The sequence below is a fragment of the Streptomyces tuirus genome, from assembly GCF_014701095.1.
Lineage (GTDB): Bacteria > Actinomycetota > Actinomycetes > Streptomycetales > Streptomycetaceae > Streptomyces > Streptomyces tuirus.
The window spans coordinates 2,241,374-2,266,510 of record NZ_AP023439.1; the positions used below are offsets into that span (position 1 = coordinate 2,241,374).

Genomic DNA, 25,137 nt, shown 5'->3' on the forward strand with positions numbered 1-25,137 from the left:
CCGGCCGCTGAGGGCAGCGTTCCCCGCGGGAAACAGAGGTGATGCTGCCGGGTAACACCGGCACCGCACGCTCAAGTACATGACCTCGAACGAGCGTGTGGTGGTGATCGGCACCGGCCTCGCGGGCGTACGGCTCGCCCGGCGGCTCGGTGAGCTCGGCACGCCCGCGCTGCTGATCGGCGAGGAGGAGCACCGGCCCTACAACCGGGTGCTGCTCGCCGAGGTGCTGGCCGGACGGTACAGCCCCGAGGTGATCGCCCTGCCCTCGCCCACGGCACTGACCCGCGGCCGGGTCACCGGAATCGACCGCGAGGCGCGGACCGTGCGGTGCGCGGACGGCTCGGTGGTCGCATACGACACGCTCGTCCTGGCCACCGGATCCAACCCCGTGCTGCCGCCGCTGCGCGGCCTGTTCACCGCGAACCACCAACTGCCCGAGGGCGTGCACGCGTTCCGCACCATGGACGACTGCCTGGGGCTGTCCAAGGCGGTCCGGCCGGGCGCCAAGGCGGTCGTCATCGGCGGCGGGCTCCTCGGCGTCTCCGCCGCCCGCGCCCTCGCGCTGCGCGGCGCGCAGGTCGTACTCGCCCAGCAGTCCGAGCGGCTGATGGAGCGCCAGCTCGACCCGGCCGCCTCGAAGCTGGTCCGGCGTCACCTCACCGGCCTCGGCGTCGAGGTGCACACCGAGCTGCGCGTGCGCGACGTCCGCTGCGTCGGCGGTGCGGTCCGCTCGGTGGAGATGGCCGACGGATACGCCCTCGACGCCGACCTCGTGGTGCTGGCCTGCGGGGTCCACCCGCGGGTGGGTCTGGCGCAGGCGGCCGGCCTGGAGGTGCGCAAGGGCATCGTCGTCGACGACGAGCTGCGCACCTCCGACCCGCACATCCACGCCCTCGGGGACTGCGTCCAGCACCACGGCACGGTGTACGGCCTCGCCACCCCGGCGCTCGAACAGGCCGACGCGCTGGCCGAGTTGCTGGCCGGTGACATCACCGCCCGGTACACCGGCACGCGTTCCCTGACGCGGCTCACGCTCAACGGGCACGACAGCCCCTTCGACCTCGCCGCGTTCGGCGAGACCGAGGCCCTCCCGGGCGACGACGTCGTCCAGCTCGCCGACGCCACCCGCGGCACCTACCGCAAGGTCGTCGTCCGCGACGACCGCCTGGTCGGCGGGGTCCTCGTCGGCGAACTCGGCACCGTCGGCGCACTCGCCCGCGCCTGGGAGGGAGCAGAGCCGCTCCCCTCCGACGGCGGCCCGCTGCTCCACCTGCTCACCAACGATGGAGGCTCCTGATGACCGCCACCCCGGAGGCCACGGAGGCCACCCCCACGATCGTGCTCGTCGGCCACGGCATGGTCGGCCAGCGCTTCCTCGAGGCGCTCGCCGAGCGCGGCCTCACCGCCACCCACCGCGTGGTCGTGCTCTGCGAGGAGCCGCGCCCGGCCTACGACCGCGTCGCCCTCACCTCGTACTTCTCGGGGAAGACCCCCGAGGACCTCTCCATGACGGATCTGGACTTCATCGCCGCGCACGGCATCGAGCTGCGCGTCGGCGACCCGGCGGTGTCCGTCGACCGTGAGGCCCGCGAGGTCACCGCCCGCTCCGGTGAGGTCTTCGCCTACGACACCCTCGTGCTCGCCACCGGCTCCTACCCCTTCGTCCCGCCGGTCCCGGGCAAGGACGCCGAGGGCTGTTTCGTCTACCGCACGATCGAGGACCTGCTCGCGATCGAGGAGTACGCGAAGTCGAAGGCCACGGTGGGTGCCGTGGTCGGCGGCGGTCTGCTCGGGCTGGAGGCCGCCGGGGCGCTGAAGGGCCTCGGACTCACCTCGCACATCGTGGAGTTCGCGCCCCGGCTGATGCCCGTCCAGGTGGACGACGGCGGCGGTGCCGCGCTGCTGCGGACCATCGAGGAGATGGGCCTGAGCGTCCACACGGGCGTGGGCACGCAGGAGATCCTCGTCGACGCCAAGGGTGCCGTCACCGGCATGAAGCTCTCCGACGGTTCCGAACTCGCCGCCGACATGGTGGTGTTCTCCGCCGGTGTGCGCCCCCGCGACCAGCTGGCCCGCGACTGCGGTCTGACGGTCGGGGAGCGCGGCGGCATCACCGTCGACGAGCAGTGCCGTACGGTCGCCGACCCGCACGTCTTCGCGATCGGCGAGTGCGCGCTGGCCTCCGACGGCCGGGTGTACGGCCTGGTGGCCCCGGGCTACGAGCAGGCCGAGACGGCCGCGGCCACGATCGCCTCGGACGAGGCGTCCTTCACCGGCGCCGACCTCTCCACCAAGCTGAAGCTGCTCGGCGTGGACGTGGCGTCCTTCGGTGACGCGCACGGCACCGCCGAGGACTGCCTGGACGTCGTCTACTCCGACTCCCGCGCGGGCCTGTACAAGAAGCTGGTCATCGGCCGGGACGGCACGCTGCTCGGCGGCATCCTGGTCGGCGACGCGGAGGCCTACGGCACGCTGAAGGCGTTCACCGGATCGGTCCCGCCGGTCTCCCCCGAGTCGCTGGTGCTGCCCGCCGGGGCCGGGGAGTCCGTGCAGCTCGGCCCGTCCGCGCTGCCCGACGAGGCGGTCATCTGCTCCTGCCACAACGTCTCCAAGGGCACGATCCGCGGCGCGGTCACCGACCACCAGTGCACGACCGTGCCCGAGGTGAAGAAGTGCACCAAGGCCGGCACCGGCTGCGGCTCCTGCGTCAAGGTCCTCGGCCAGCTCGTCAACGCCGAGCTGGAGGCGAGCGGCGTCGAGGTCGACAAGGGCCTGTGCGGCTGCTTCGGGCAGACCCGCGAGGAGCTCTACGAGATCGTCCACGCCCTGCGCATCACCACCTACCGGGACCTGCTGGACCGGCACGGCCGCGAGGAGGCCCGGGGCGGTGACGGCTGCGAGGTCTGCAAGCCGGCCGTCGGCTCGATCATCGCCTCCCTCGCCCCGACGATCGGCGCGAGCGGCTACGTCCTGGACGGCGAGCAGGCGGCCCTCCAGGACACCAACGACCACTTCCTGGCCAACCTGCAGAAGAACGGCTCGTACTCGGTCGTGCCGCGGATCCCCGGGGGCGAGATCGCCCCGGAGAAGCTGATCGTGATCGGCGAGATCGCCCGGGACTTCGGCCTCTACACGAAGATCACCGGCGGTCAGCGGATCGACATGTTCGGCGCCCGCGTCGAGCAACTGCCGCTGATCTGGGCCCGGCTGGTGGACGCCGGCTTCGAGTCCGGCCACGCCTACGGCAAGTCGCTGCGCACGGTGAAGTCCTGCGTCGGCCAGACCTGGTGCCGCTACGGCGTCCAGGACTCGGTGCGGATGGCGATCGACCTGGAGCTGCGCTACCGGGGGCTCAGGTCGCCGCACAAGCTCAAGTCGGCGGTCTCCGGCTGCCAGCGCGAGTGCGCCGAGGCCCAGTCGAAGGACTTCGGCGTGATCGCCACGGCCAACGGCTGGAACCTCTACGTCGGCGGCAACGGCGGCGCGACCCCGCGGCACGCGGACCTCCTGGCGCAGGACCTGTCGGACGCCGAACTGGTCCGCCTGATCGACCGGTTCCTGATGTTCTACATCCGCACCGCCGACCGGCTGGAGCGCACGTCGACGTGGCTGGAGCGGATCCCCGGCGGCCTCGACCACGTGCGGGACGTCGTCGTCCACGACTCGCTCGGCATCTGCGACGAGCTGGAGCAGCTGATGCGGGCGCATGTCGCGCACTACCGCGACGAGTGGGCCGAGACCGTCAACGACCCCGAGAAGCTCGCCCGGTTCGTGTCCTTCGTGAACGCGCCGGACACCCCGGACCCCGTCGTCGCCTTCGTGCCCGAGCGCGACCAGATGAAGCCCGACCTGCCGCTGCTGTCCATCGGCATGCGACCCGCCGCTGACGTACTGGAAGGAAGCGCCCAGCGATGACCCTGGCACCCGAGACCACCGACCTCAAGATCGAACTCGCCCTGGACGGCGACTGGTTCACGGTCTGCGACCTGGCGGCGCTGCTGCCGGGCCGCGGGGTGGCCGCACTGCTGCCGGACGGCCGGCAGGCCGCGATCTTCCGCGACCGCTCCGGCGAGCTGTTCGCCATCGACAACCGCGACCCCTTCACCGGCGCGGCGGTCCTCTCCCGCGGCCTCACCGGCACCCACCAGGGCCGCCCCTTCGTCGCCTCTCCCCTGCTGAAGCAGCGCTTCGACCTGGCGTCGGGCGAGTGCCTGGACGACGAGACGGTACGGGTGACCGCCTACAAGGTGCGGACGGCGTAACCGCTCGACCGCGGCCGTCCAGGAACAGGAGCACCCCTCGTTCGCGGAGGGGTGCTCTCCGCGTCGCTCACGTCCCGGAGGGGGCTGTCGCCGGGGAGCGGGGGGCGTCGGCGGCGCGTTCGCAGTGGGGCCAGTCGCCGAAGTCGCGGTCCCGGCTCCACAGTTTCCGGGCCGCCCGGATGTTCCACTCCGGGTCCAGGGCCTCGCGCGGTGTGCCGCCCAGCTCACGCAGCCGGGCGTCGGAGATCTGGAACAGGCCCCAGTTCCTGGTGCCGTTGGTGTTGGGGAGGATGTGCAGCGGGTCGAGGAAGGACTGGCAGTCGGCGATGGCCACCGCCTTGTCCGGCACTTCGGGGAACACCTCCCGGACCCGTTTGCGCACCTTCTGCGGCGACCACACGCCCATTCTGACCCGCGAGGTGTACAGCGCCTTCTTCGTGGGCTCCCCGACGACTCCGTTGGGCTGGAGTCCGGCAAGCACCTGGAAGGCCGTGACGCGGCGCAGGGTCTGCGGCCCGAAGTCCCCGTCCACGCCGATGTCCGCGCCCTTGGAGTGCAGCAGGCGCTGCACCTCCCGCACGCACTCGTCGTGCTGTCCCATCGCGATCACGGGCGAGCAGCCGGCCGAGAACAACGGCCGGTCCTCGCCGGTGCCGGTGCCGCGTCCCGCGCCGCCGTCGGACGGTGACCGGCCGTTCGTCAGGGCCCAGGCGGAGACACCGACGGCGGCGACGACCGCGGCGGCGACGACGGAGGTACGCAGTCGGCGCCGCCGGGACGCCCCGGTGGAGCGTGGGCTCGGCCGGCCGCCCGGGCCTGCGTCCCGGCCGGGGACGGCGTCCGTGGCGGGCAGGGTGCCCCGGCCTGGTGTCTGATCCGTGCCGGCCCCGGCGCGGCGGCCGGCTGTCGGATCCGGACTGGTCTCAGCGCGCCGGCCGGCTATCTGATCCGGGCTGGTCTCGGCCCCCCGGCCGGGTGTCCGATTGGGGCTGGGCTCAGCGCCCGGGCCGGCTGTCCGACTGGGGCTGGGCTCAGCGCCCGGGCCGGCTGTCCGACTGGGGCTGGGCTCAGCGCCCGGGCCGGCTGCCTGATCCGTGCCGGTTTCGGCGCGCCGCCCAGCTGTCCGATCCGGGCTGGGCTCGGCCCCCTGGTGCTGGGCCGCCTTCGGGGTGGGAGCGGCGTCGCGGCTCGTTGCCGTATCCGTGGCGGCCTCGGTGCCCCGGCCCCGGTCCGCACCTGTGGTGGTTTCGGCGTTCACGCCCTGAGCCGTATCCGCGCCGGCCTCGGCATCCGGGCCCTGCACCGCACCCGAGGCGGGCTCGCCGCCGCGGTTCTGAGCCGCAGCCGAGGCCGTCTCGGCACCCCGATCCTGGGCCGCACCCGAGGCCGTCTCAGCACCCCGGCCCTGCACCGCACCCGAAGCGGGCTCGGCACCCCGGCCCCGGGCCGCACCCGAGGCCGTGGCGGCGCCCGGGCCCTGGGCCGCACCCGATGCCGTCTCGGCACCCCGGCCCTGCACCGCACCCGAGGCGGGCTCGGCGCCCAGGCCGGGGGGCGCCGGCGTCACGTCGGCGGCCCGGCCGGGGGTCGCGGCCGTCGCGTCGGTGGCCCGGCCTTCGGTCTCGGGTTCCGCTCGGTCGTTCCCCCCTTTCCCGGCGGCAGCCGTCACCGCGGCAGCCGTCGCCGCCCGTGCCGCGTCGGCCAGGGCCCACAGGCGGTGCAGGGTGCGCAATTCGTCCGGGGTCGCGCCGCAGACCGTGGCGAGCCGGTGCACGCTGCCGTAGTCCTGCGGCACCGACGTACCACGGCAGTAGCGGTGCAGGGTCGAGCCCGCCAGGCCGGACTTCCTGGCGAGGGCCTCGTAACTCAGTCCGGACCGGCTCTTGAGTGAACGCAACAGCGCGGCGAACCGCTCCGTTTCAGGGCATGCCGACAACGCCATTCCCCCCTCGGGAATCCCCAACGGACGCTGGTCGGGCGTCTCGTGCCGACACTGTGCCACCAATGGCGTCCCATGGCCGTCCCAACGGTCCCGGAACGCGCCAGGCAGGCGCCGGGACGCCGTCCCGGCATCCCAGACGGCCCCCGCCGCCTTGCCCGGCCCGGTCCTGCCTTGCCAGCGTCGGGCCGTCCGCTCCACCGTCCCCGACCTCCGAGGAGACCAGGCTCATGCGCCTTTCCGTACGCCGGCACTCTCGTACGAACTCGCTGCTCGCGGTTCTCACCGTCAGCGCCGCCGCCGTCACCGCCCTGGCCGTGCCGAGCTCCGCGTCGGCGGCCCCGGCCGCGCCCGCCGCGGTGGACTGCGCGTCCGGGCACATCTGCTTCTGGACCGGAGCCAACTTCACCGGCAGCAAGTGCGCGTGGGACGTGGCCGACCCCGACTGGCAGAGCGGTGCCGTCAGGTGTTCCTGGGCCGCCACGACCAACGTGAAGTCGGTGTGGAACGCCGGCACCAGCAGCTCCACCGGTGTCGCCTACTACCGGGGCGCCGACTACTCCGACCGTGTCGGCTGCACCCGTCAGCAGCACGGCGGCAATCTGGCCGGTACGTACAAGGTCCGCTCCCACCGGTGGATCTCGGGCAGCTGCGGCTGATCCGGCCCCCGGCACGAACGCGGTGGCGTGCACGCCCGCTCGGCGTGCACGCCACCTCGGCAGGTCCCAGGGGGTGGGTCAGCCCACGAGGGGTGAGCGCGCGTACTCCTCCGGGAGGGGCCGGGTATCGAGGTAGAACCACTCGGCGTCCGCGGTGGGCCAGGGCGGTGGTTCCGCCACGGCCTGCTCGGCCGGGGTGACCCGGCGCCTGGGCAACGGCGCCGCCGGCGTCCCGGAGGCGGACGGCGCGGCAGCGGCCGGCTTCGCCTCCCCGGGCATCAGCAGCTCCACCCGCAGCCCCAGCCCCCGCTGCTGGGCGGTGAACTCCTCGACCTGCTGGCGGCAGGCGTGGTCCAGGTGGGTCACGCCGGTCAGGTCGAGCCGGATCCGCGGCTTCCCGGACGCGGCGGCAGCCTCCAGCGCGTCGATCACCTTGGGCAGCCGCAGGAACGTGGCGTTGCCCGCCATGACGACCTTCGCCGTGTCCTGCTCCACGTGCTGGCGGATCACGGTCTGCGACATGCGCAGCGCGGCCAGCACGATCCCCGCGGCGAGACCGAACAGCACGCCCTCCAGCAACGCCGTCGCCACGATGACCAGCATGGTCAGCGTCATCACCGCGAACTCGCCCCGGTCCTGCCGCCACATCTTCGGGAACTCGGCGGGCCCGAAGAGCTTCCAGCCGCTGTGCACGAGGACGCCGGCGAGCACGGAGATCGGGATCAGCGCGAGCACCTGCGGAAGCAGCAGCGCGAACAGGAGCAGCCACAGGCCGTGCAGGGTGCGCGAGAGCCGGGTCTTGGCCCCGGCCTGGACGTTCGCCGAACTGCGCGCCACCACCGCGGTGATGGGGAGCGCGCCGAGGATACCCGCGACGGTGTTGCCCGCGCCCTGGGCGATCAGCTCGGTGTTGTAGCGGGTGCGCGGGCCGCTGTGCATCCGGTCCACGGCAGCGGCCGTGAACAGGCTCTCCGCGGACGCGATGACCGTGAAGGTGAGGATCGCGGTGATGATCGTGCCGTCGGCGAGCGCGGCGAACTGGGAAGCGCCGGGCACCTGCACGGAGTTGAGCAGGTTGCCCACCTGGAGCGTCTTGACGTCCACGCCGGGCAGCGCGGCGACGACCATGCCGATGCCCACGGCGACCAGGGCGGCGGGGATCTTCCCGGCCGGCCCGGGCACCTTCTTCCACACGAAGCTGAGCACGATCGTGGCGACGCCGAGCAGGGTGGCGATCATCGCCTGCGGGTTCGTCAGGACTCCGGCCAGCAGCCCGGGGATGCCGGCCATGTTCTCCAGCGCCGTGCCGGGGGCCTTGGCGTCGGCCATCGGATAGGCCTGGCTGAACATCAGCGGCACACCGATGCCGGCGAGCATGCCCTGGACGACGGCGACGGAGATGGCCTGGAACATCCGGCCGAGCCGGACCAGCCCCAGGATGATCTGGAGGATGCCGGAGAACAGCACGATCACGCCGAGCATCGCCACGCCGACCTCGGCGACGGTCTCGGCGACCAGCGCGGCGAGGCCGGCGGCCGGGCCGCTGACCTGGAGCGTGCTGCCCCGGACCGCGCCCACGACCAGGCCGCCGATCACCCCGGAGATGATCCCCAGTTCGGCGGGGACGCCGGAGGCGACGGCGACACCGATGCACAGCGGCAGGGCGACGAGGAAGACGACGAGGGAGGCGGTGATGTCGGTGGCGAGGTCGCCCCTGGCCCCCGTCCTGCCACCGGCACCCTTGCCGCCGGGCACCTCACCCCGCAGGTCCGTGCCGACGACGCCCTTGCCCCCGGGCCCCTTGCCCCCCAGGCCCTTGGCGCCGCTCATCGCTCCGCGGATCAGCCCGCCCAGGGCACCACCGCCCGCACGGCCTGTGCCCGGGCCGCCAGGAGGGTTCCCGCCCGTTCGGCGGCCCGAGCGCCCCCCTTCTGCCGACCCGCCGCTCCCCCAGCCGCCCACCCCACCGGCCGGGCCCGCCGGGCTTCTCCCGGTGCCGACGCCGGTGCCGACGCCGCGGGTGCCGACGCCGCGGGTGCCGACGCCTCCGATGCCGGCGCCTCCGGTGCCAATGCCGCCGGTGCCGCCACCGGAAAGATCCCCGGAGAATCCCCAGGCATCGCCCCCGGCACCACCCCCTGAACCACCCGGCGCACCCGCCGGCGTCTCGCCCCCCGACCCCCAGATTCCCGCGCCCCCCGCGGGATCACCCGCCGGCCGGCCCCCCGTACCTCCGGCCCCTCCGGCCCCTCCGGCCACTCCGGCCGTCCCCCACCCCCCGGCCCCCTCCAGGGCATCTGGTGGTCCCCAGCCCGCCGTGTCGGCCGTCCCCCAGCCCGCGGTGTCGTGGATCCCCCGGACCGCCGTGCCCTCCGCCGGATGGGCCGGCCTCCCACCCCGTCCCCTCCCCCGCGCATGCGCCCCGCTCACGCGGCGTGCACCCGGAAGTCACCCTCGTCGCCGAGTTCGTGGACGAAGCCGGTGTCGACCTCGTAGTACCAGCCGTGCAGCCGGAGCCGGCCCGAGTCGAGGCGCTGCCGCACCACGGGGTAACTCCGCAGTGCCGCCAGCTGGTTGACGACATTGCCCTGGGCGACCTCCGGCAGGGACGGGTCGTCCGGCGCGGTCTCCAGTACGGAGGCCAGCTCCGGGCGGGCGAGGCGCAGCCAGGCGTCCACGCCGGGCATGGACGAGAGGTCGTCACCGGACTTCAGCGCACCCATCGCACCGCAGTGTGAGTGACCGCACACCACGATGTCCTGAACCCCGAGCACCTCCAGCGCGTACTCGATGGTGGCCGCCTCCCCACAGGCTCCGGGCCACCCGTAGGACGGCACGATATTGCCCGCGTTCCGTAGCTCGAATATCTCCCCGGGCTGTGCGCCCGTGATCATCGCGGGTATGACACGCGAGTCCGAGCAGGTAATGAACAGCACCTCCGGATATTGCCCTTCGGCCAGTTTCCGGTATGCGGCGCTGTCAAAATCTACGCGTGTCCTGAACGTGCGGGCACGATTCAGCAAAGTCTTCAAGGCAACCTCCTGAGCTGGGAGTTCATCTTGCGCACTCCACCGTAGACCGCCGACCTACAGCAGAAGGTTAAGCAAACTCCAGAGCCCGGCCAGCAATTGAACATTCTTTGCCCGGATTCCCAGACGCAGCGTCTTCTTGTAGCGTGTGAACTCCGTGGCAGGGAATGTGAATTCACCTTGTCCGGATTCATGCCGGCTTCACGGAGAGACAGGACCTATGGGCCTACGAGTGCTGCTCATCGAAGACGACGAGACGATCGCCGAGCCGCTCATGGAAGGGCTCGGCAACTTCGGACTGGCGGTCGACCACGTCGCCACCGGCACGGACGGTCTGAGGGGCCCGTACAACGACGTCGTCCTCCTCGACCTGGGGCTGCCGGACATGGACGGCATCGACGTCTGCCGCGGCATCCGGCAGGTCTCGGACGTGCCCATCGTCATCCTCAGCGCGCGCGGCGAGGAGGCCGACCGCGTGCTGGGCCTGGAACTGGGCGCCGACGACTACCTGGCGAAACCATTCAGCGTGCGGGAACTGGTCGCCCGGGTCCGCGCGGTGACCCGCCGCACGCAACGCGCCCACCAGGCGCTCCCCGACGCGACAGGCGCCCGGAACCTCCCCGAGCCGCCGTACGAGCCGGCTACGGCCCAGGCGTACGACCCGGCTCCGGCCCCCGCCCACGAACCGGCTCCCGCCCCCGCGTACGAACCGGCCCCGGCCCTCTCCTACGAACCCCCCGCGACCGCCGCACACGACCCCGCCCCCGAAGCGCCGCACGACCCGGGCCCGCTCGTCGTGGACCGCCGCACCCGCCAGGTCTGGGTCGGCGACGCCCCCGTCCTGCTCACGCCCAAGGAGTTCGACCTGCTGGCGCTGCTCAGCGAGGACCCGGGCGCGGTCTACTCACGGCAGCAGATCCTCGACCGCGTCTGGGACCCGCACTACGACGGCCCGACCAAGACCCTGGACGTCCATGTGGCCGCGCTGCGCCGCAAGTTGGGGCACCCGGCGTGGATCAGGACGCTGCGGGGCGTCGGCTTCCGGCTGGCGGTGCACACGGGGCCGACCGCGCAGGTGGCCTCTCCGTGACCCGCCGGCTGCTGCTCAGCTACCTCAGCCTCGCGGCGCTGGTCCTGCTCTGCCTGGAGATCCCGCTGGGTTTCGTGTACTCGCGCGGTGAGCGGGAGCGGGTCGTCAACGCGGCGAAGGACGAGGCCGAGTCGGTGTCCGCGTACGCCGCGCTGTCCCTCGCGGCGGGGCGGGCCGAGCGGGACCTGCCCGGGCGGGTGGCGCACTGCGCACAGCGCATCGGGGGCAAGGTCGTGATCGTCGACGCCGCGGGCACACTGCTCGCCGCCTCGCACCGGCTGGACCCCGCGATGTCCGGCACCCTGGCCGCCCGGCCGGGCATCGCGGCAGCGCTGCGCGGCACGTCGACGGTGGACGTCCGTACCTCCACGATCGGCGGGGTGGAGTACCTGTCGGTGGCCGCGCCGATCGGCCAGGAGGCGCGGCCGGTGGGCGCGGTGTGGCTGACGGTGCCGACGAGGACGGTCCACGAGCGGGTGCACCATGTCTGGCTGCTGCTCGCGCTGGGCGGGTTCGCGGTGCTGACGGCGGTGGCCGTGCTCGGTTTCGCCTTCGCCCGCTGGGCGAGCCGCCCCATCTGTGAACTGGAGCAGGCCACGCACGACTTGGCCGAGGGCGGCCGGTTCGTGCCGGTGACCATCACGAAGGGGCCGCCCGAAGTACGCAGTCTGGCCGCCGCGTTCAACCACACCGCGGCCCGGTTCGCCCATCTGCTCGCGTCCCAGCGGGCGTTCGCGGGCGAGGCCTCGCACCAGCTGAAGACCCCGCTGGCGGCGCTGCGGCTGCGCCTGGAGAACCTGGAGCCGGACGTCGCCGCCCGGGCCCGGGGCAGCCTCACCGCGGCCGTCACCGAGACGGACCGGCTGGCCCGCATGGTCGAGCACCTGCTGGCCATGGCCCGGCTGGAGGAGCACGCGGCCATCCCCGCCACCGTCGACCTGGGCGCGGTCTGCGCGGAGCGGCACCGCACCTGGCAGCCCCTGTTCGCCCGGGAGGACGTCTCCCTCGTGCTGTTCGCGGGCAGCGTGGGCCCGGTGCTCGCGGTGCCGGGGGCCGTCGAGCAGATCATGGACAACCTGCTGTCCAACGCCCTGCGGGCGTCCCCGGCGGGCAGCACCGTCACGATCGAGCTGCGGCTGCACGCCCCGCTCCGGCGGGCGTTGCGCGACAGCCGGCCCCGCTGGGTCGACCTGCACGTCACCGACGAGGGGCCGGGCATGACCGAGGAGCAGCGGGCCCGGGCCTTCGACCGCTTCTGGCGCGCCCCGGGCGCCCCCAAGGGGGGTACGGGTCTCGGTCTCGCCCTGGTGCAGCGCCTCGCCCACGCCAGCGGCGGCGAGGCGGCGCTGCGCGAGGCGGCGACGGGCGGTCTGGACGTGGTGATCCGGCTGCCGTCCGCGCGACCGCCGGGCGAGAGCACGCCGGGGCCGGGCGGCGACCGCCCGAGGAGGCCGAGACGGCAGGCCCCGGCGCTGCCGGCGTAGGCACGCGCCCTCGCCCTCGGGGCCCAGGCGGTACACAGCATGCCGCCCCACGGCCACGCGTTGTCCACACCCCGTCAATCCGGCACCCCTAGCGTCCTTTCCGCCTCCCCCCCCACGCACGACCCTGCCGCCGACCGGCGGCGGGGCGGTACGGCACCTCTTGGAGCGAGATGGAACGTCGTAGCCTCCTGCGTGCGGCCGTCCTCGGCGGCACATCGGCCGCCCTGGGCGGAACCCTGTGGCGCGGCGCCGCGTACGCGGCCCCGGCCCAGCCCGGCACCGGCCCCTACGGGCCGCTTGGTTCCCCGGACGCCAACGGCATCAGACTCCCCGCCGGCTTCACCAGCCGCGTCATCGCGCGGTCGGGGCAGCGGGTCGGGACCACGTCGTACACCTGGCACAACGCCCCGGACGGCGGCGCCTGTTACGCCGACGGCACGGGCTGGATCTATGTCTCCAACTCCGAGATCAACCCCTCGGGCGGCGCGAGCGCGGTGAAGTTCTCGTCGACGGGCGCGATCACGGCCGCGTACCGCATCCTGTCCAACACCCGCCAGAACTGCGCGGGCGGCAAGACGCCGTGGAACACCTGGCTGTCCTGTGAGGAGGTGTCCCTCGGCTACGTCTACGAGACCGACCCGTGGGGCACGAACGCGGCGGTGCAGCGGGCGGCGATGGGCCGCTTCAAGCACGAGGCGGCGGCCGCCGACCCGGTGCGCAAGGTGATCTACCTGACCGAGGACGAGTCGAACGGCCGCTTCTACCGCTTCGTCGCGACCACCTGGGGCAACCTGTCGTCCGGCACACTCCAGGTGATGGTCGCGGGCAGCGCCACCAGCGGCTCCTTCACCTGGACCGACATTCCCGACCCGGACGGCTCCCCGACGGCCACCCGCTCCCAGGTCTCCGGCTCCAAGTCCTTCAACGGCGCCGAGGGCTGCCACTACGCGAACGACACCGTCTGGTTCACCACCAAGGGCGACAACCGCGTCTGGCAGCTCAACCTCCTCGACAACACCTACGAGCTGGCCTACGACGACTCCCTAGTCAACGGCACGACCCCGCTCACCGGCGTGGACAACATCACCGGCACCACCTCCGGCGACCTCTTCGTCGCCGAGGACGGCGGCACCATGGAAATCTGCGTGATCACCCCGGACGACGTCGTCGCCTCGTTCCTGCGCATCGACGGCCAGTCGGCCTCGGAGATCACCGGCCCGGCCTTCTCCCCGAACGGCACCCGCCTCTACTTCTCCAGCCAACGCGGCACCAGCGGCTCGTCCTCGGGCGGCATCACCTACGAGGTGACGGGCCCGTTCCGCTCGTAGCCGACCATTCCGGCTTCACGTGACCATCACAAGTTGGTCACCTCTCCCTCACGACGGACCGGCCGGTCCTACGGTCATCCCCTCACGTACCAGTCCTGGGGGGATGACCATGACCAACCCGTACACCGGCCCGCACAACGGCCCGTACCCCGCACCGCCGGCGCCGGGGCCCGGCCGACCAGCGCCACGCTGGGCCCGGAAGCGCTACGTGCTGCCCGCCCTCGGGCTCGCCCTGTTCATCGGTATCGGCATGGGCGCGAGCGGCGGGGAGAGCACGGACGACGCGAAACCCGCGTCCGCCGCGCCCCGGCCGACCGTCACGATCACCGCGACGACCACCGCCACCGCGACGCCGTCCGCGAAGGAGCCGGAGCCCGCTCCCACCGTCACCGCCACGAAGACGGTCAGGGTGACCACCACGGTCACCGCACGACCGGCGGCCGGCGGCGGGGCCGACGACGGCGGCTCAGGAGGCGGCGGCAACGTGTACTACGGCAACTGCAGCGAGGTCCGTGCCGCCGGTGCCGCCCCCATCCACCGGGGTGAGCCCGGGTACGCCTCCCACCTGGACCGGGACGGCGACGGGGTCGCCTGCGACACCTGAGCCGGACCCGTCGGTGACCATCGGCGGGTCCGGCCGTTCCACCGTTCGGGGCAGCTCGTTCCGGGCTGCCCAGCCGACGGAAGGAACACCACCGTGGACACGACCGTGCCCGCCCCGAACGCGCCGCGTGTGCTGCCCCGTGCCGAGTGGGTCAAGACGCTGCCGCAGACCGTCGTCGCGTCCTGCGTCCTGCTGCTCGACGCCGAGGACCGGATCCTGCTGCTGCGCTACGCCGGGGGCCAGCCCGCCGCGGGTCTCTGGGGGCTGCCGGGCGGCATGCTCGACCACGGCGAGGACCCCGTCGGGGCCGCGCGCCGGGAGCTGCACGAGGAGACCGGCATCGCCCTCGAAGGGGACCTGCCGTTCATCGGCTACGACCACCGGGCCGACGTGCTGGGCACCGGGCCGGTGATCGACTTCTACTTCCACGGTGGCCGGCTCCCGGCCGGGCAGCCCGTCCGGCGCAGCCCGGAACACGACCACCACGGCCTCTTCGCCCTCGCCGACCTTGAGTCCACCCCGCTGGCCACCGGGCTGCCCACGCTCACCGCCCTGCTGACGGCGGCGCGTACCGGCACGACCGTGTGCCTGCGGGACGGCCTGCCGCGGTGACCGTCGCCGGGCCTTGAAGCGAACGCGCGAGAGCGGGGCGGCACCCCGCACAAGGTGCCGCCCCTATCTGCATGATCAGCCCTGTTACGTCAAGTAGGCCCGTGACCTGCAAGTATGGCCATGGTTACGCCCGGACGCACCCGGTTGGGCCCGATCAAGGTGTGCCCTCGTTGTGCCCTGATGCGGACGACGGGGGCACCTCGCTTTCCGTGACCGCCTTCACGATCCGGCGCACCTGCTGGCGGGTGTAGCCGGTCGCCTCGCAGATGTCCTTCTGAGCGACGCCGTCGACATCCGCCTGCCTGATGGCCGCGGCCAGCTCTTGACGCAGGATCTCGGTTCGCGCCTCGGCGTCTCTGAACCGGCCTGCGAGCTGCGCCAGTGATCGCTTGTCCATGGCACATAGTGTTCCACTCGTCATCATGGAACATGACGTTACCTAGATCGGCGATGAATGACTAGGTCCCTCTCCGTTGACAGGGAACACCATGTTCCCTACGGTTGTCCGTGTCGCCGAAAACGGCGGCGGCCCCGCCCGGTGCGTCAACACCAAACGGGGCCTCACGGATCACCTGCGTACACAGGAGACCGCTGTGCAGAAGTCTGCCATGCCCAAGCCGTCCGTCGACCGTCTGATGGACACCCCGCTGCCCGTGCTCATCAACGAGCTGGGCGTCACCCTCTTCGACTCCTCGATCACCGACGCCGAGTTCTTCGGCGCGGTCGTCGAGCGGAAGACGGGCGAGCTGATCCTGTCGATGCCGACCGGCCGGAGCGAGCTGGAGCACGACACCGTCGCCCGCTACCTCCTCGCCCAGGCGCTCGGCGTGCCGGTGCCGACGATGCCGGCGCCGATCGTCACCCACCGCGTCGACGAGGACGGCGACTCCGGCCAGGCCGACGAGGCGCTGCGCCGGGTCCGGGGTGGTCGGGCGTGAGCGAGCGTGACGAGGACCGGGCGGCGGCGGAGTTCGTCGCCCGGCACTTCCCGGAGACGACCCGGTTCCTCGCCGACGACCGGCGCGGGGAGCTTCCGGTGTTCGGCCCGTTCGAGGTTCAGGGCGGTGTCGACGAGCCGGAGCCGCCGGTGGCGGTGGTGCAGGTGGCGTTCGCGCTGACCCGCACGCAGCTGCTCACCGTGCTGGCCATGTCCTTCGCCGGTCTCGGCGACCGCACGCCGGAGTCCCTGACGGACGACGAGGTGCGCCGCGAGGTCGAGGGCCAGTTGGCCGCTGAGGCGATCATCGAGATCGACCACCTGATGGAGGCCAACGAGCAGGCGGTGTTCCCGCCCGAGCAGCAGCGCGCCATGGACCTGCTCGGTGCCGCCGTCGACCGCGCCTTCCGGGGGGCGTCCCGGTGACCGCCCGCTGGCCTATCCGCCGGCCGACCGAGCACGCCGCCCTGCGCGGCGTCGCCCGGTCGGCGCGGCCGACCCCGTCTATCCCCGCCCTGATGGCCGCGCTCGTCGACAGCATCGAGCGCCGGGACCGTGAGGGCATCTGTTTGGCCGCGCACCGTGTGGTGCGGGCCGCCGCCCCGGAGGTGGGCGAAGCATGAAGACGAACCCGACTCGTGCCCTGGCCATCGCCGCGGGCCTGGTCATCGTGGCGCTGACCGCCGCCGCGTTCTGGCTGTCCTACGCGCACCTTGCCGAGGTGGCCCTGGCACACGGCATGCGCGGCAAGGAGATCCGCGCGTGGGCGTGGCCGGCGACGCTGGATCTGTTCATCGTGGCGGGTGAGCTGCTGATGCTGCGGGCCGCCCTGGCGGGCCGTGTCGACCGCTGGGCGATCGGCCTGACCGTGGTCGGCTCCGGTAGCTCGATCGCCCTGAACGTGGCGGGTGTCGGCTCCGCTGCTGAGCCACTGGACTACGTGGTCGCCGCCGTGCCGCCCACGGCCGCGCTGCTGGCGTTCGGTGCCCTCATGCGGCAGATCCACCAGGCCCTCGCCGGTCAGGTGGCAGGTGCGCAGAATTACGCACCTGATGCACAGCCCGTAACCGAGGTGACCGCCCCGGTGACCGTCGAGCGGGTCGAGGATGACCAGCCGAAGCCCGCGCTGGAGCCTGCCCCGGTGGTCATCCCGGCTGATCGGACCCTGACTGCCGCGCCGTTCATGTGGGACGCGGTGAGCGCCCCCAAGGTGACCGCTGCGGTGCCTGCCGCACAGCCCCGGGAGGTGGTCACCGAGGTGATCGCCCTCAGCCCCGCTGAACTGCGGCGTAAGGCCCGTGCCCTGCACCGGCAGGCGGTCAGGTCGACGTCTCGGCCGGTGACCATCAAGACGCTGCAGGACGAACTCGGGCTGAGTCGCCGTGAGGCGACTGAGCTGCGCCGAGAGGTGGTCACGTCGTGAGCGACCTGGAGAAGGCCGCGCGGGATGCGGTCGAGGCCGCCGACAACACGGAGCTGACCCGGCAGATCGCCGCGATCCTCGCCGCCCAGCAGCTCCTCAACCAGCAGCCGCAGCAGCCGGCGCCGGTCCGGCAGGAGTTCAACGCCACGAAGTGGCTGGTGATCGGCGGCGTGGTCGTCTCGGCTGGTCTGGTCGCCTCTCTGTTCGCCGTGGCCGTCGCCATCGGCGCGACCTGCGCCACCGTCTGCTTGCTGATCCTGCGCGGCCTGTGGGCCGACTTCCGGAAGGGAAAGTGACCATGGCCGATGACCTGAGCCCGAGCGACTTCACGTTCGGGGAGAAGGCCCGCCTGGCCGGCCTGGTCGCCCGGATGGCGAAGCGCGGCGTGGCCGGCATGGACGTCGACATCTCCGACCTGCAACGCAGGGTCGAGCGCATCGAGAACCAGGCCCGCCGCCGCAAGCACAGCAAGTAGCACCCCACACCAGAGGAGTCCAATCTCATGACCGAGACGCTCGAGACCATCCGCTTCACCGCTGACGTCGTCGTCACCACGACCGACGGACACGTCCTGCTGATCGAGCGCGGCTGGGACCCCCACAAGGGTCAGTGGGCGCTGCCCGGCGGGCACGTCGACCCGGGCGAGACGAGCCGTGAGGCCGCCGCCCGCGAGCTCGCCGAAGAGGCTGGCGTGTACGCGATGCTGCGGGAGCTGTCCCTGATTGGGGTGTTCGACGCCCCCGACCGGGACCCGCGCGGCCGGTACGTCACCGTCGCCTACCACCTGACCGTCATCCCCGGCACGCCCGTCGAAGCCGGTGACGACGCCGTGCGGGCCGAATGGTGGCCGCTGGAGGCCCTGCCGCCGCTCGCGTTCGACCACGGCGGCATCATCCGCGCCGCCACGACCAGCAAGTAGCAACGCCCCGGGGCGGCCGTCCGCCTGGCAGCAAGCCGGCCGCCCCGGGCCCACCTGTCCATTTCTGAACACCTGGAGAGATCAGCATGACCGAGACTGCCCCGGAGCGCGTAAACGGGCACGTCAAGCCGCAGGTATCCCTACTCAAGTTCGCGCCCGAGCAGCCTGCCGCGCCGGATGACGAGAAGGGGTACACGTTGACGTGTACCCCTGGCGGTGACCAGCCTCGTCGGCGAGTGCGTATCGACCACCTGCGCAAGGTCGTCGTCGAGGTCCGCACCCACGCCGGCTACCGGGCCGCCGTCCGGCACGGCTCCTACGTCGTCGGCGGCAGCCGCATCCTGGCCCGCCGCGTCTGGGACTCGCGCACCACCGCCCGCCACGAGCGGATGATGCGGGCCGCGGAGGCAGCCGGGCAGGAAGACATCGCCCGCGACTGGGAGCAGCGCGCCTACATCTTCCGCCAGTCCCGCCACCGGCGCCGCATGGAGCTGCTGCAGCTGGCCATCAACGCCCCCAAGGCCGTAGCCATGGGCGCGGCCGGCGGAGCGGGCATCCTGCTGATGCTCGGCATCATGCTGGCCTGGGCCAACCAGGACGTATCCGACGTGCTCACCCCCATCAGGACGGTCGTCGACCTGGTCGCCTGGGCCGCGTTCATCGCTGGTGTCATCTGGGATCCGCTGCTCACCGCCCTGCCGTGGCTGGCCCTCGCAGGGGTGTGGGCGGTCGGCCGGCACCGCCAGGCGGCCCCCGCCTGGGCCCTGCCCGGCGACCCCGAGCAGCGCGACGTCGTACCGGATGAGAACGCCATCCTGCGCGCCCTGGGCAACCTGGGCATCGCCCCGCTGAACAAGGCCATCAAGGACGGGTGGCAGCCCCGTTGGGTGCAGCCCACCACCCGCTCCGGGAACGGCTGGCACACCCAACTGCAGCTGCCCATGGGCGTCACCGTCGAGATGATCGCGGCGAAAAAGAACGTCCTGGCGCACAACCTGCTGCGCAAGCCCGTCGAGACGTGGCCCACCGAGCCGCCTAAGCAGCCCGGCGTGCTCGACCTGTGGGTTGCTGACCAGGGCTCCCTGTCCGGGGAAGTACCGCCGTGGCCGCTCCTGCACGAGGGCACCACCGACTACTTCAGGGGCGTGCCCATCGCCGTGTCGCAGCGCGGCGAGCCGATCATCGGCAAGCTGATGGCCGCGAACTACATGGTCGGCGGCATCATGGGCTCGGGTAAGACGTCCATCGTCATCACCCTGCTGCTCGGCGCGATCCTCGACCCGCTGGTGGTCGTCGAGGCCTACGTCATGGCGTACAACGTCGACTACGACCCGCTCAAGCCGCGCCTGCGGGTGCTGGTCAAGGGCGACGAGGACGACGACCTCAAGGCCGCCCTGGTCGCCCTGCGGAACCTGCGCGACGAAGTGACCGAGCGGGGCAAGCTGCTGGAGTCCCTGGGCGGTGAGGCCACCAAGCTGACACGCGACCTGGCCCTGAAGGACCCGCGGATGCGGCCCAAGGTCGTCGTGTTCGACGAGTGCCACGAGCTGTTCATGCACAAGGAGTACGGCAAGGAGGCCGCTGAGCTGGCCATCAAGGTGATGAAGAAGGCCCGCAAGGTGGGCATCACCCTGATCTGGACCACGGTGTCCCCGACCGCGGAGAGCCTGCCGCGCGACGTTACCCGCAACACCTCCCACCGCCTGGCGTTCGCGGTCGGCGACCACGTCGCCAACGACGGGCTGCTCGGCTCCGGAAAGCACAAGGCCGGCATCACCGCCACCACCCTGATCCCCGGCGAGGACGTCGGCACGGCGGTGAGCGTCGGCTTCAGCAACAAGCCGTTCGAGGTGATCCGCTCCCACTACATCGCCCGGGATCCGGAGAAGGGTGTCGACGAGGTGACGCCGGTCGTCGAGCGGGCGATGGGCATCTTCGAGGGCGGTCCGGCCGACGACGCGCCCGCGTTCGCCCCGGTCGACCACCTCGGCGACATCGCGGCCGTGTTGGGGCACGAGCCGAAGATGCTCACGCAGGACGTGCTGCGCGGCCTGGTCGAGCGCAACCCGGCCGAGTACGAGGGGTGGACGTTCCGGGACCTGCGGCGCGTCCTCGACGACGCCGGGCACGGCGAGTACAAGACCGGCGGGCGTCAGCACGTCAGTCTGGACCGCGTCCTCGAGGCCATCGCGGCGCGCGACGAAGACGAGGGAGCCGACGACGAGTAGGGGAGTTCTCCCTACCAGCCTCCCCGCACCGCCTCCCTCACGGTGACCTGCACAAAGGCCGGTTGAGGGAGGCGAGGGAGGCGCATACGAAGGGGAGCCCCAGGGCCCGGAAACGGGCCTTGAGGCTCCCCTTTCTTGCGTCCCTCCCCGCACGCCATGGCCCCCGCCCTCGGTCCTCGAGGGCGGGGGCCTTTCGCGTTTCTGGGAGGCTACGACCGGCGCGGCCTGCCCCGCTTGTAGTACGTAGCGATGAACTTGGCCTGCGGCTCGCCCCGCCCCTCGTTCCGGGCAGGCTGCTCCGACTGTCCGACCGGCGCCATCCCCGTGTACGAGACGGGGTCCGGCAACGGCCGCTCAGGCGGCAGCAACACCGGCTCACCCGCCAGCCACGCGTCCTTCGCGTCCTGCCAGTCGCCCAGCCCCAGATACCACTGGACGTAGTCCGGATCCGGGTGATCCTCCGGGGCCGGCGGCCTCCACTCCCGCCAGTCGAACCGGCGCAGACACTCCGGCATGTTCTCCTCGCTACGGGTGCGGCGCCTCACGACGGCCACCTCGGCTCAGGAGTGCCGAACGTCAACCGCACCCACGCGAACGGCGGGCGGGGCGTGCCCAGGGTGTCGCGGCCGTCGACATAGCGGCGCACCTGGTGGTCGCGGAACCAGTCGCGGCGCTCCGCCAGATACGCCCGCCACACCGCCATAGCCGCCCCGAACGTGTCATCCGGCTCGTCCTCGAGGTGGCTCACCGCCACATCCCGATAGCGTTCCGGCTGCATCTCCGACACGTGCAGCGGCATCACCACAGGCCCCGGCCGGCGCTTCACGCCGTCCGCCTCACGCCGTAGGAGCCGCGAGACGCACCACGACGCTGCGGCCGGCCGTCCTCCTCACCCGACGGCATCCGCATCGACGCCAACAGGCGGGCCAGGACCAGCGACTGCTGCCGGTGCTCCGTGATCCACGGCGCCGTCACCTGCTCCCCCTTCGCGTTCACCACCGTCAGCTCAGCGCCGTCCGCCCGACGGGCCAGCCGATCCAGCAGATCGGCAGACCGGCACGCCTGCAGCAGCAGCAGCTCCTCGTGCACGTCCAGGTCGTAGTGCTCGACGACCGACTCCCACAGGCGCCGGCCCGACTCACCCAACTCGCGGGGTGTCACGGCTACAGGGCTCTGACCTGCGGCAATGCTCAGACTGGTCATGGGGCATCCTCTCTCTCATCTGACGCACCGTCAGCGTATGCGGCAAACCCGCAGGTCAGCGGGGGTCTAGGGAGCGTTTCAGGTGTCAGCCAGGGTCAGCAGGTATACGGTCCCGATCCCAGCAGCGGCGCCCGGGGGCCTCCCGCCCCAGGTCGCCGCTGCCGTTGGGCCGCGGACCGGCCGACTGCAGGCCCCTGAGAGCCGGCCGGACCGCGGTGTCGACGCTGCTACGCAGGCTCGTCATGCCCGTGACCCACCTGCGGAGCGTCGACGTCTTCATCGGTCAGCCTCGCAGTGCTGACTCGATAGCTGCGATGGACTTGGGTGTTGGTAGTGGTGCGACACCTCGTGCTGCGATGCCCTCGCGCCACTGGTCCCACACCGCGGCGCGCTGCCTCACCTCGTCGGGTGTGGCGAGCTCGATGGTCAGGTGTTCCGACCTGGCCAGTGCGAGCCACCTGGACACGGGCTGCTGCCTGAGGTCTCGCCACTGCGCGACCTCAGGTGAGATGTGGGTGCGCATGCGGTGCTGGACCACGCCCTCGACGGTGGGCTCGGGCAGCTTGGCTACGGCGTACAGCGCGTAGTCTCTGCCGCCTTCGCCTGCGAGGCTGCCGGCCTGTGCCATGTCCTTGCGGTCGTTGACGATCTGGTCGAGTTGGAAGGCGATGCCTTCGGCCTTCTCCCACGGCGTGGTGACGGCCGCGTCGTTCCAGTTGAGGTAGCGGGTGTCGAGGTTGGTCGGGAGCTTCTTCGACTGGGTGCGCAGCTGCTTGATGAGCCCGTTGAATTCGGGCCGCAGAGCGCGGATCCACAGCGGGACCTGGTCGCGGACGAGGGCGTTGAACTTGCGGGCGATCGGCTCGAGGAAGTCATTGCCCACCGCCTGGTGGGCGAGGGCGATCCGCTGCTGGTGCGCCCGCTCCTCGATGAGCGCGGCCAACTCCTCGGGCGTGGCGGGGATGTCGTCGAGGGTGGGCAGCTCCGGGGGCTTCATGTGGGCGGCGTTGGCGACGACGTCGACCATGGCCGCGGTGGCGGGGATCTCGTCGGGGATCGGGAGGCCGCGCCGCTGGGCGGCCTTCACCGCCTTGCGTGCTTTGCCGGTGTCGTTGTCGAAGGTGATCACGCCGCCTCCGGTGCGTCGTTGCCGTACACGGTGAGCTCCGAGTCGGCGAGCGTGTTGACCTGCTGGGGGCTCATGCGGCCGAGCTCCGAGGGCACGGCCGGCGTGACGTAGGTGGCGTCGTCGTAGGTGCCGGGCTCGCGCAGGGAACGCAGCTCCTCAAGGTTGGCGGCGTAGCCGGGGGTAGCGGTGGCGTGCGTCTCGACGAGGGGCCGCCAGGCGTCGCCGAGGATCGGCAGGGCGGCCTGGTCGGCGGCCCACGAGCCGAGCGCCCGCATCATGTCCCGGTCGCCGTCGCGCTCGGCCCGCTTGTACGCGGCGAGCGCCTCGTCGGGGTGCGTGTAGGTGGCGGCCCGCTCCCGGGCGTCACGGGCGCTGAGGGCGTCGGTGCCGGACAGTTCCCGGTTGCCGAAGAGGCGCTTCTCCAGCTGCTCCTTGCGGGTCTCGTACTGCTGCCGGTCGGCGTCCCGGGCGGCAGCGATGCGCGCTGAGGCGTCCCGGTGGGCGCGGGCCATGGCGACCTGCTTGGCCTGCGGGGTGAGGTCCTGCCGGTTGCGGATCTTCTCCACCTGGCGGCCGTAGGCCTCGCGGATCTGCTCGGGGGTCATGAGGGGTTCCCTTCGTGCTGGTGGATGTCGAGGTGTCGGGGGTCGACGATCCATTCGGTTTCGTCGGGGTTGGCGAGCACGGCGTCGTTGATGGCGAGGACGTGCTGCGGCTGGACGGTGGTGGTGTAGATGCGGTCGGCGCCGGGCTGGTGGTGGCCTTCACCGGCCGCGTAGGCGTGGGCTACCCGCAGGGACGGCGTCCAGGACATGCGGCGGGTGTGCTCGGGCAGGCAGGCCCGGTAGAGCCGTGTCGGCTTGTCAGGCCGGTCGGCCGGCTCTCCGTCGATGCGGAACCCGACCGCGCCGAACAGGGTCAGCCACCGCTGCTGGGTGAGGAGTTCACCGGGGCGTGCGCAGTGCGCGAACGCCATGCCGAGGTGTTCGCCGATGGTGTCGGTCGGGACGACGCGGCGCCGCCAGGCGTGCCACACGATGGCGGGCAGCTGCTCGGGCGCGGTCCGGTCGAGGATGACCGCGAACACGTCCGGCCGCATCGGGCGGGCCTGCCGGGTGATGTACCGGTCGATGTCGCGCTGCAGCTGTCGGTCGTCCCACATGGCGGGGTCGAAGTCGGTTGTGACGGCGTCGGGCAGCATCATCGGCGGCCCCCGATCAGGATGGCGACCTGGTGCCAGGTGTCGGCGAAGTCGGGGTGCAGGGCCAGGCCGACGACCTGGCCGGGGGTGAACCAGTCGGCCCGGCTGCCTTCTCCGTCACCGCGGCCCGGAGTGAACTCCTTGAGGGCGTCCGCAATCACGGTGTGATACGCCCAGCCGCCGTGGTCGCTGGTGTGTACGGCGTGGTGCCCGATCCGGGGCAGGCCGCCGAGTTCTTCGGACGCTTCGCGGTGGGCGCCACGGCGCGGCGTCTCGCCCTGGTGGAGGGCGCCACCGGGCAGGCTCCATGTGCCGCCGTGGTGGACGTGCGGGGCGCGCTGCTGTAGCAGGACGCGGGACCCGTGGCGGAGGAGGAGGCCGGCGGCGCCATACGGGCCCCAGTGGCGGCAGCCACGCCCGCAGACGACGTAGCCGCGGGACGTGTCGACGGTGAGCGTCACGGCGCCCCCTCGTAGCCCGGGGGGAGGGCCCTGAAGGAGTCGGGGATCGATGAGACGGCACCCACCTGCACGGGGCATCCGTCGTCGTGGCGGAAGTAGCCGTGCCAGAGGTTGCCGTCTCCCCGGACGAGTTCCATCGTGTCGCCTGAGCAGTGGCCGCACTTGTAGTTGCGGGCGAACTCCATCACCTCGGCGGGCGGCTGATCGCTCACGGCGCCACCTCCACGGCCGTGCACTGCTCGACGTGGGAGGCCATCAGGCGCTCCACAGGCGGGAGAAGTTGGGCAGGGTGGTGGGGTCCTTCTGCTGGCCGTGGTGGTCGATGCAGATGGGGCGGACGGTTCCGTCGGCGTAGACGAGCCATCCGACGAGCGGCAGGTTGTAGTCGACGCCTTCCTCCACCCGGATGCCGGCGGACCAGCCATCGGCGGGGAGAGCGGCAACGACAGGGTTGGTAGTCGGGGTCATGGTCAGTTCCCTTCGGGGAGTTCGAGGTGCGGGCATTGCCCGCCGTGTACGTCGGAGCATTGGGGCTGGCGGACTGCCCGGCACAGTCGTGCGCCGCAGCCGCGAATGCAGGGCCGCCCGCGGCCGGCCTTCAACGGCCGGTCGCAGACAGCACAGCGGAG

At 72.2% G+C, this 25,137-nt stretch carries 29 protein-coding genes; 16 read left to right on the forward strand and 13 right to left on the reverse strand.

Annotated elements, in window-relative coordinates:
• Window positions 1–79: 79 nt before the first annotated feature.
• From IGS69_RS10380 to nirD, 3 genes are read left to right on the forward strand one after another with little or no spacing between them, the layout of a single operon-like run.
• Complete coding sequence (locus IGS69_RS10380) at window positions 80–1,297, forward strand: NAD(P)/FAD-dependent oxidoreductase (RefSeq protein ID WP_190898484.1); 1,218 nt, start codon at window positions 80–82, stop codon at window positions 1,295–1,297.
• Complete coding sequence (gene nirB, locus IGS69_RS10385; RefSeq protein WP_190898485.1) at window positions 1,297–3,915, forward strand: nitrite reductase large subunit NirB; 2,619 nt, start codon at window positions 1,297–1,299, stop codon at window positions 3,913–3,915. Before IGS69_RS10380 ends, nirB begins: the two co-directional genes overlap by 1 nt.
• Window positions 3,912–4,262 carry a nitrite reductase small subunit NirD gene (gene nirD / locus IGS69_RS10390; RefSeq protein WP_190898486.1) on the forward strand — a complete coding sequence of 117 codons (351 nt, stop codon included), beginning with the start codon at window positions 3,912–3,914 and terminating at the stop codon, window positions 4,260–4,262. The genes nirB and nirD overlap by 4 nt, the downstream gene beginning before the upstream one ends.
• Before the next feature lie 67 nt (window positions 4,263–4,329).
• On the opposite strand, the gene IGS69_RS34580 is transcribed toward nirD, so the two are convergent.
• Window positions 4,330–6,204, reverse strand: a complete 1,875-nt coding sequence (locus tag IGS69_RS34580; RefSeq protein WP_269783159.1) for a helix-turn-helix domain-containing protein — start codon at window positions 6,202–6,204, stop codon at window positions 4,330–4,332.
• Between the two features lie 227 nt (window positions 6,205–6,431).
• On the opposite strand from IGS69_RS34580, the gene IGS69_RS10405 reads away from it, so the two are divergent.
• Window positions 6,432–6,860, forward strand: a complete 429-nt coding sequence (locus IGS69_RS10405) for a peptidase inhibitor family I36 protein (protein WP_190898489.1) — start codon at window positions 6,432–6,434, stop codon at window positions 6,858–6,860.
• 78 nt (window positions 6,861–6,938) lie between these two features.
• On the opposite strand, the gene IGS69_RS10410 is transcribed toward IGS69_RS10405, so the two are convergent.
• Together IGS69_RS10410 and IGS69_RS10415 are read right to left on the reverse strand one after the other, a co-directional pair.
• The gene (locus tag IGS69_RS10410) at window positions 6,939–8,690 is read right to left on the reverse strand and encodes a SulP family inorganic anion transporter (RefSeq protein WP_232543753.1); all 1,752 of its coding nucleotides are present in this window, start codon (window positions 8,688–8,690) and stop codon (window positions 6,939–6,941) included.
• A 596-nt stretch (window positions 8,691–9,286) separates the two neighbouring features.
• The gene (locus IGS69_RS10415; RefSeq protein ID WP_190898491.1) at window positions 9,287–9,892 is read right to left on the reverse strand and encodes a carbonic anhydrase; all 606 of its coding nucleotides are present in this window, start codon (window positions 9,890–9,892) and stop codon (window positions 9,287–9,289) included.
• 217 nt (window positions 9,893–10,109) lie between these two features.
• On the opposite strand from IGS69_RS10415, the gene IGS69_RS10420 reads away from it, so the two are divergent.
• The 5 genes from IGS69_RS10420 (at window position 10,110) to IGS69_RS10440 (ending at window position 15,007) form a co-directional block, all read left to right on the forward strand.
• Window positions 10,110–10,979 (forward strand): response regulator transcription factor, encoded by an 870-nt coding sequence (locus tag IGS69_RS10420; RefSeq protein WP_190898493.1) that lies wholly within the window; start codon window positions 10,110–10,112, stop codon window positions 10,977–10,979.
• Complete coding sequence (locus tag IGS69_RS10425; RefSeq protein WP_190898494.1) at window positions 10,976–12,463, forward strand: sensor histidine kinase; 1,488 nt, start codon at window positions 10,976–10,978, stop codon at window positions 12,461–12,463. The genes IGS69_RS10420 and IGS69_RS10425 overlap by 4 nt, the downstream gene beginning before the upstream one ends.
• Before the next feature lie 170 nt (window positions 12,464–12,633).
• Complete coding sequence (locus IGS69_RS10430) at window positions 12,634–13,791, forward strand: alkaline phosphatase PhoX (protein ID WP_190898495.1); 1,158 nt, start codon at window positions 12,634–12,636, stop codon at window positions 13,789–13,791.
• Between the two features lie 109 nt (window positions 13,792–13,900).
• Window positions 13,901–14,395, forward strand: a complete 495-nt coding sequence (locus tag IGS69_RS10435) for an excalibur calcium-binding domain-containing protein (RefSeq protein ID WP_190898496.1) — start codon at window positions 13,901–13,903, stop codon at window positions 14,393–14,395.
• A gap of 93 nt (window positions 14,396–14,488) precedes the next feature.
• Window positions 14,489–15,007 carry an NUDIX hydrolase gene (locus tag IGS69_RS10440; protein WP_190898497.1) on the forward strand — a complete coding sequence of 173 codons (519 nt, stop codon included), beginning with the start codon at window positions 14,489–14,491 and terminating at the stop codon, window positions 15,005–15,007.
• Between the two features lie 154 nt (window positions 15,008–15,161).
• Here IGS69_RS10440 and IGS69_RS10445 read toward each other — a convergent pair whose 3' ends face one another.
• Window positions 15,162–15,404, reverse strand: coding sequence for a helix-turn-helix domain-containing protein (locus tag IGS69_RS10445; RefSeq protein WP_190898498.1), 243 nt, complete (start codon window positions 15,402–15,404; stop codon window positions 15,162–15,164).
• A 196-nt stretch (window positions 15,405–15,600) separates the two neighbouring features.
• Here IGS69_RS10445 and IGS69_RS10450 point away from each other — a divergent pair, with 196 nt between their 5' ends.
• From IGS69_RS10450 to IGS69_RS10485, 7 genes are all read left to right on the forward strand, one after another.
• Entirely contained in the window at window positions 15,601–15,945 is a 345-nt protein-coding gene (locus IGS69_RS10450) for a hypothetical protein (protein WP_190898499.1), read from the forward strand.
• Window positions 15,942–16,370 carry a hypothetical protein gene (locus IGS69_RS10455; RefSeq protein WP_190898500.1) on the forward strand — a complete coding sequence of 143 codons (429 nt, stop codon included), beginning with the start codon at window positions 15,942–15,944 and terminating at the stop codon, window positions 16,368–16,370. Before IGS69_RS10450 ends, IGS69_RS10455 begins: the two co-directional genes overlap by 4 nt.
• A gap of 193 nt (window positions 16,371–16,563) precedes the next feature.
• Entirely contained in the window at window positions 16,564–17,367 is an 804-nt protein-coding gene (locus tag IGS69_RS10465) for a DUF2637 domain-containing protein (RefSeq protein WP_190898502.1), read from the forward strand.
• Window positions 17,364–17,663, forward strand: a complete 300-nt coding sequence (locus IGS69_RS10470) for a hypothetical protein (RefSeq protein ID WP_190898504.1) — start codon at window positions 17,364–17,366, stop codon at window positions 17,661–17,663. The genes IGS69_RS10465 and IGS69_RS10470 overlap by 4 nt, the downstream gene beginning before the upstream one ends.
• A 2-nt stretch (window positions 17,664–17,665) precedes the next feature.
• Window positions 17,666–17,842, forward strand: coding sequence for a DUF6257 family protein (locus tag IGS69_RS10475; protein ID WP_190898505.1), 177 nt, complete (start codon window positions 17,666–17,668; stop codon window positions 17,840–17,842).
• A gap of 27 nt (window positions 17,843–17,869) precedes the next feature.
• A complete protein-coding gene (locus IGS69_RS10480; protein ID WP_190898506.1) occupies window positions 17,870–18,286 on the forward strand; it encodes an NUDIX domain-containing protein in 417 nt (138 codons plus the stop codon).
• Between the two features lie 86 nt (window positions 18,287–18,372).
• Complete coding sequence (locus IGS69_RS10485; RefSeq protein WP_190898507.1) at window positions 18,373–20,514, forward strand: cell division protein FtsK; 2,142 nt, start codon at window positions 18,373–18,375, stop codon at window positions 20,512–20,514.
• A 209-nt stretch (window positions 20,515–20,723) separates the two neighbouring features.
• Here the strand turns inward: IGS69_RS10485 and IGS69_RS10490 are convergent, their stop codons facing one another.
• The 9 genes from IGS69_RS10490 to IGS69_RS10530 form a co-directional block, all read right to left on the reverse strand.
• Window positions 20,724–21,059 (reverse strand): hypothetical protein, encoded by a 336-nt coding sequence (locus tag IGS69_RS10490; protein ID WP_190898508.1) that lies wholly within the window; start codon window positions 21,057–21,059, stop codon window positions 20,724–20,726.
• The gene (locus IGS69_RS10495; RefSeq protein WP_190898510.1) at window positions 21,056–21,340 is read right to left on the reverse strand and encodes a hypothetical protein; all 285 of its coding nucleotides are present in this window, start codon (window positions 21,338–21,340) and stop codon (window positions 21,056–21,058) included. Before IGS69_RS10495 ends, IGS69_RS10490 begins: the two co-directional genes overlap by 4 nt.
• Window positions 21,337–21,717: a hypothetical protein gene (locus tag IGS69_RS10500; protein WP_190898512.1), complete on the reverse strand. Its 381-nt coding sequence runs from the start codon at window positions 21,715–21,717 to the stop codon at window positions 21,337–21,339. Before IGS69_RS10500 ends, IGS69_RS10495 begins: the two co-directional genes overlap by 4 nt.
• A gap of 283 nt (window positions 21,718–22,000) precedes the next feature.
• On the reverse strand, window positions 22,001–22,846 hold the full coding sequence (locus tag IGS69_RS10505; protein ID WP_190898513.1) for a hypothetical protein: 846 nt from the start codon (window positions 22,844–22,846) through the stop codon (window positions 22,001–22,003).
• The gene (locus tag IGS69_RS10510; protein ID WP_190898515.1) at window positions 22,843–23,451 is read right to left on the reverse strand and encodes a hypothetical protein; all 609 of its coding nucleotides are present in this window, start codon (window positions 23,449–23,451) and stop codon (window positions 22,843–22,845) included. The genes IGS69_RS10505 and IGS69_RS10510 overlap by 4 nt, the downstream gene beginning before the upstream one ends.
• Window positions 23,448–24,050 (reverse strand): hypothetical protein, encoded by a 603-nt coding sequence (locus tag IGS69_RS10515; protein ID WP_190898516.1) that lies wholly within the window; start codon window positions 24,048–24,050, stop codon window positions 23,448–23,450. Before IGS69_RS10515 ends, IGS69_RS10510 begins: the two co-directional genes overlap by 4 nt.
• Window positions 24,047–24,508, reverse strand: coding sequence for an NUDIX domain-containing protein (locus IGS69_RS10520; protein ID WP_190898518.1), 462 nt, complete (start codon window positions 24,506–24,508; stop codon window positions 24,047–24,049). Before IGS69_RS10520 ends, IGS69_RS10515 begins: the two co-directional genes overlap by 4 nt.
• Window positions 24,505–24,720 (reverse strand): hypothetical protein, encoded by a 216-nt coding sequence (locus IGS69_RS10525; RefSeq protein ID WP_190898519.1) that lies wholly within the window; start codon window positions 24,718–24,720, stop codon window positions 24,505–24,507. Before IGS69_RS10525 ends, IGS69_RS10520 begins: the two co-directional genes overlap by 4 nt.
• A 43-nt stretch (window positions 24,721–24,763) precedes the next feature.
• Complete coding sequence (locus IGS69_RS10530) at window positions 24,764–24,976, reverse strand: hypothetical protein (protein WP_190898520.1); 213 nt, start codon at window positions 24,974–24,976, stop codon at window positions 24,764–24,766.
• Window positions 24,977–25,137 lie beyond the last annotated feature (161 nt).

Excerpts from the sequence above, each read along its gene's own strand:
- IGS69_RS10420 (WP_190898493.1), top strand. The coding sequence starts at position 10,110 with ATGGGCCTACGAGTGCTGCTCATCGAAGACGACGAGACGATCGCCGAG.
- IGS69_RS10515 (WP_190898516.1), bottom strand. The coding sequence starts at position 24,050 with ATGATGCTGCCCGACGCCGTCACAACCGACTTCGACCCCGCCATGTGG.
- IGS69_RS10430 (WP_190898495.1), top strand. The coding sequence starts at position 12,634 with ATGGAACGTCGTAGCCTCCTGCGTGCGGCCGTCCTCGGCGGCACATCG.
- IGS69_RS10405 (WP_190898489.1), top strand. The coding sequence starts at position 6,432 with ATGCGCCTTTCCGTACGCCGGCACTCTCGTACGAACTCGCTGCTCGCG.
- IGS69_RS10445 (WP_190898498.1), bottom strand. The coding sequence starts at position 15,404 with ATGGACAAGCGATCACTGGCGCAGCTCGCAGGCCGGTTCAGAGACGCC.
- IGS69_RS10500 (WP_190898512.1), bottom strand. The coding sequence starts at position 21,717 with ATGACCAGTCTGAGCATTGCCGCAGGTCAGAGCCCTGTAGCCGTGACA.
- nirB (WP_190898485.1), top strand. The coding sequence starts at position 1,297 with ATGACCGCCACCCCGGAGGCCACGGAGGCCACCCCCACGATCGTGCTC.
- IGS69_RS34580 (WP_269783159.1), bottom strand. The coding sequence starts at position 6,204 with ATGGCGTTGTCGGCATGCCCTGAAACGGAGCGGTTCGCCGCGCTGTTG.
- IGS69_RS10465 (WP_190898502.1), top strand. The coding sequence starts at position 16,564 with ATGAAGACGAACCCGACTCGTGCCCTGGCCATCGCCGCGGGCCTGGTC.
- IGS69_RS10380 (WP_190898484.1), top strand. The coding sequence starts at position 80 with ATGACCTCGAACGAGCGTGTGGTGGTGATCGGCACCGGCCTCGCGGGC.
- nirD (WP_190898486.1), top strand. The coding sequence starts at position 3,912 with ATGACCCTGGCACCCGAGACCACCGACCTCAAGATCGAACTCGCCCTG.
- IGS69_RS10435 (WP_190898496.1), top strand. The coding sequence starts at position 13,901 with ATGACCAACCCGTACACCGGCCCGCACAACGGCCCGTACCCCGCACCG.
- IGS69_RS10410 (WP_232543753.1), bottom strand. The coding sequence starts at position 8,690 with ATGAGCGGCGCCAAGGGCCTGGGGGGCAAGGGGCCCGGGGGCAAGGGC.
- IGS69_RS10530 (WP_190898520.1), bottom strand. The coding sequence starts at position 24,976 with ATGACCCCGACTACCAACCCTGTCGTTGCCGCTCTCCCCGCCGATGGC.
- IGS69_RS10510 (WP_190898515.1), bottom strand. The coding sequence starts at position 23,451 with ATGACCCCCGAGCAGATCCGCGAGGCCTACGGCCGCCAGGTGGAGAAG.
- IGS69_RS10480 (WP_190898506.1), top strand. The coding sequence starts at position 17,870 with ATGACCGAGACGCTCGAGACCATCCGCTTCACCGCTGACGTCGTCGTC.
- IGS69_RS10485 (WP_190898507.1), top strand. The coding sequence starts at position 18,373 with ATGACCGAGACTGCCCCGGAGCGCGTAAACGGGCACGTCAAGCCGCAG.
- IGS69_RS10475 (WP_190898505.1), top strand. The coding sequence starts at position 17,666 with ATGGCCGATGACCTGAGCCCGAGCGACTTCACGTTCGGGGAGAAGGCC.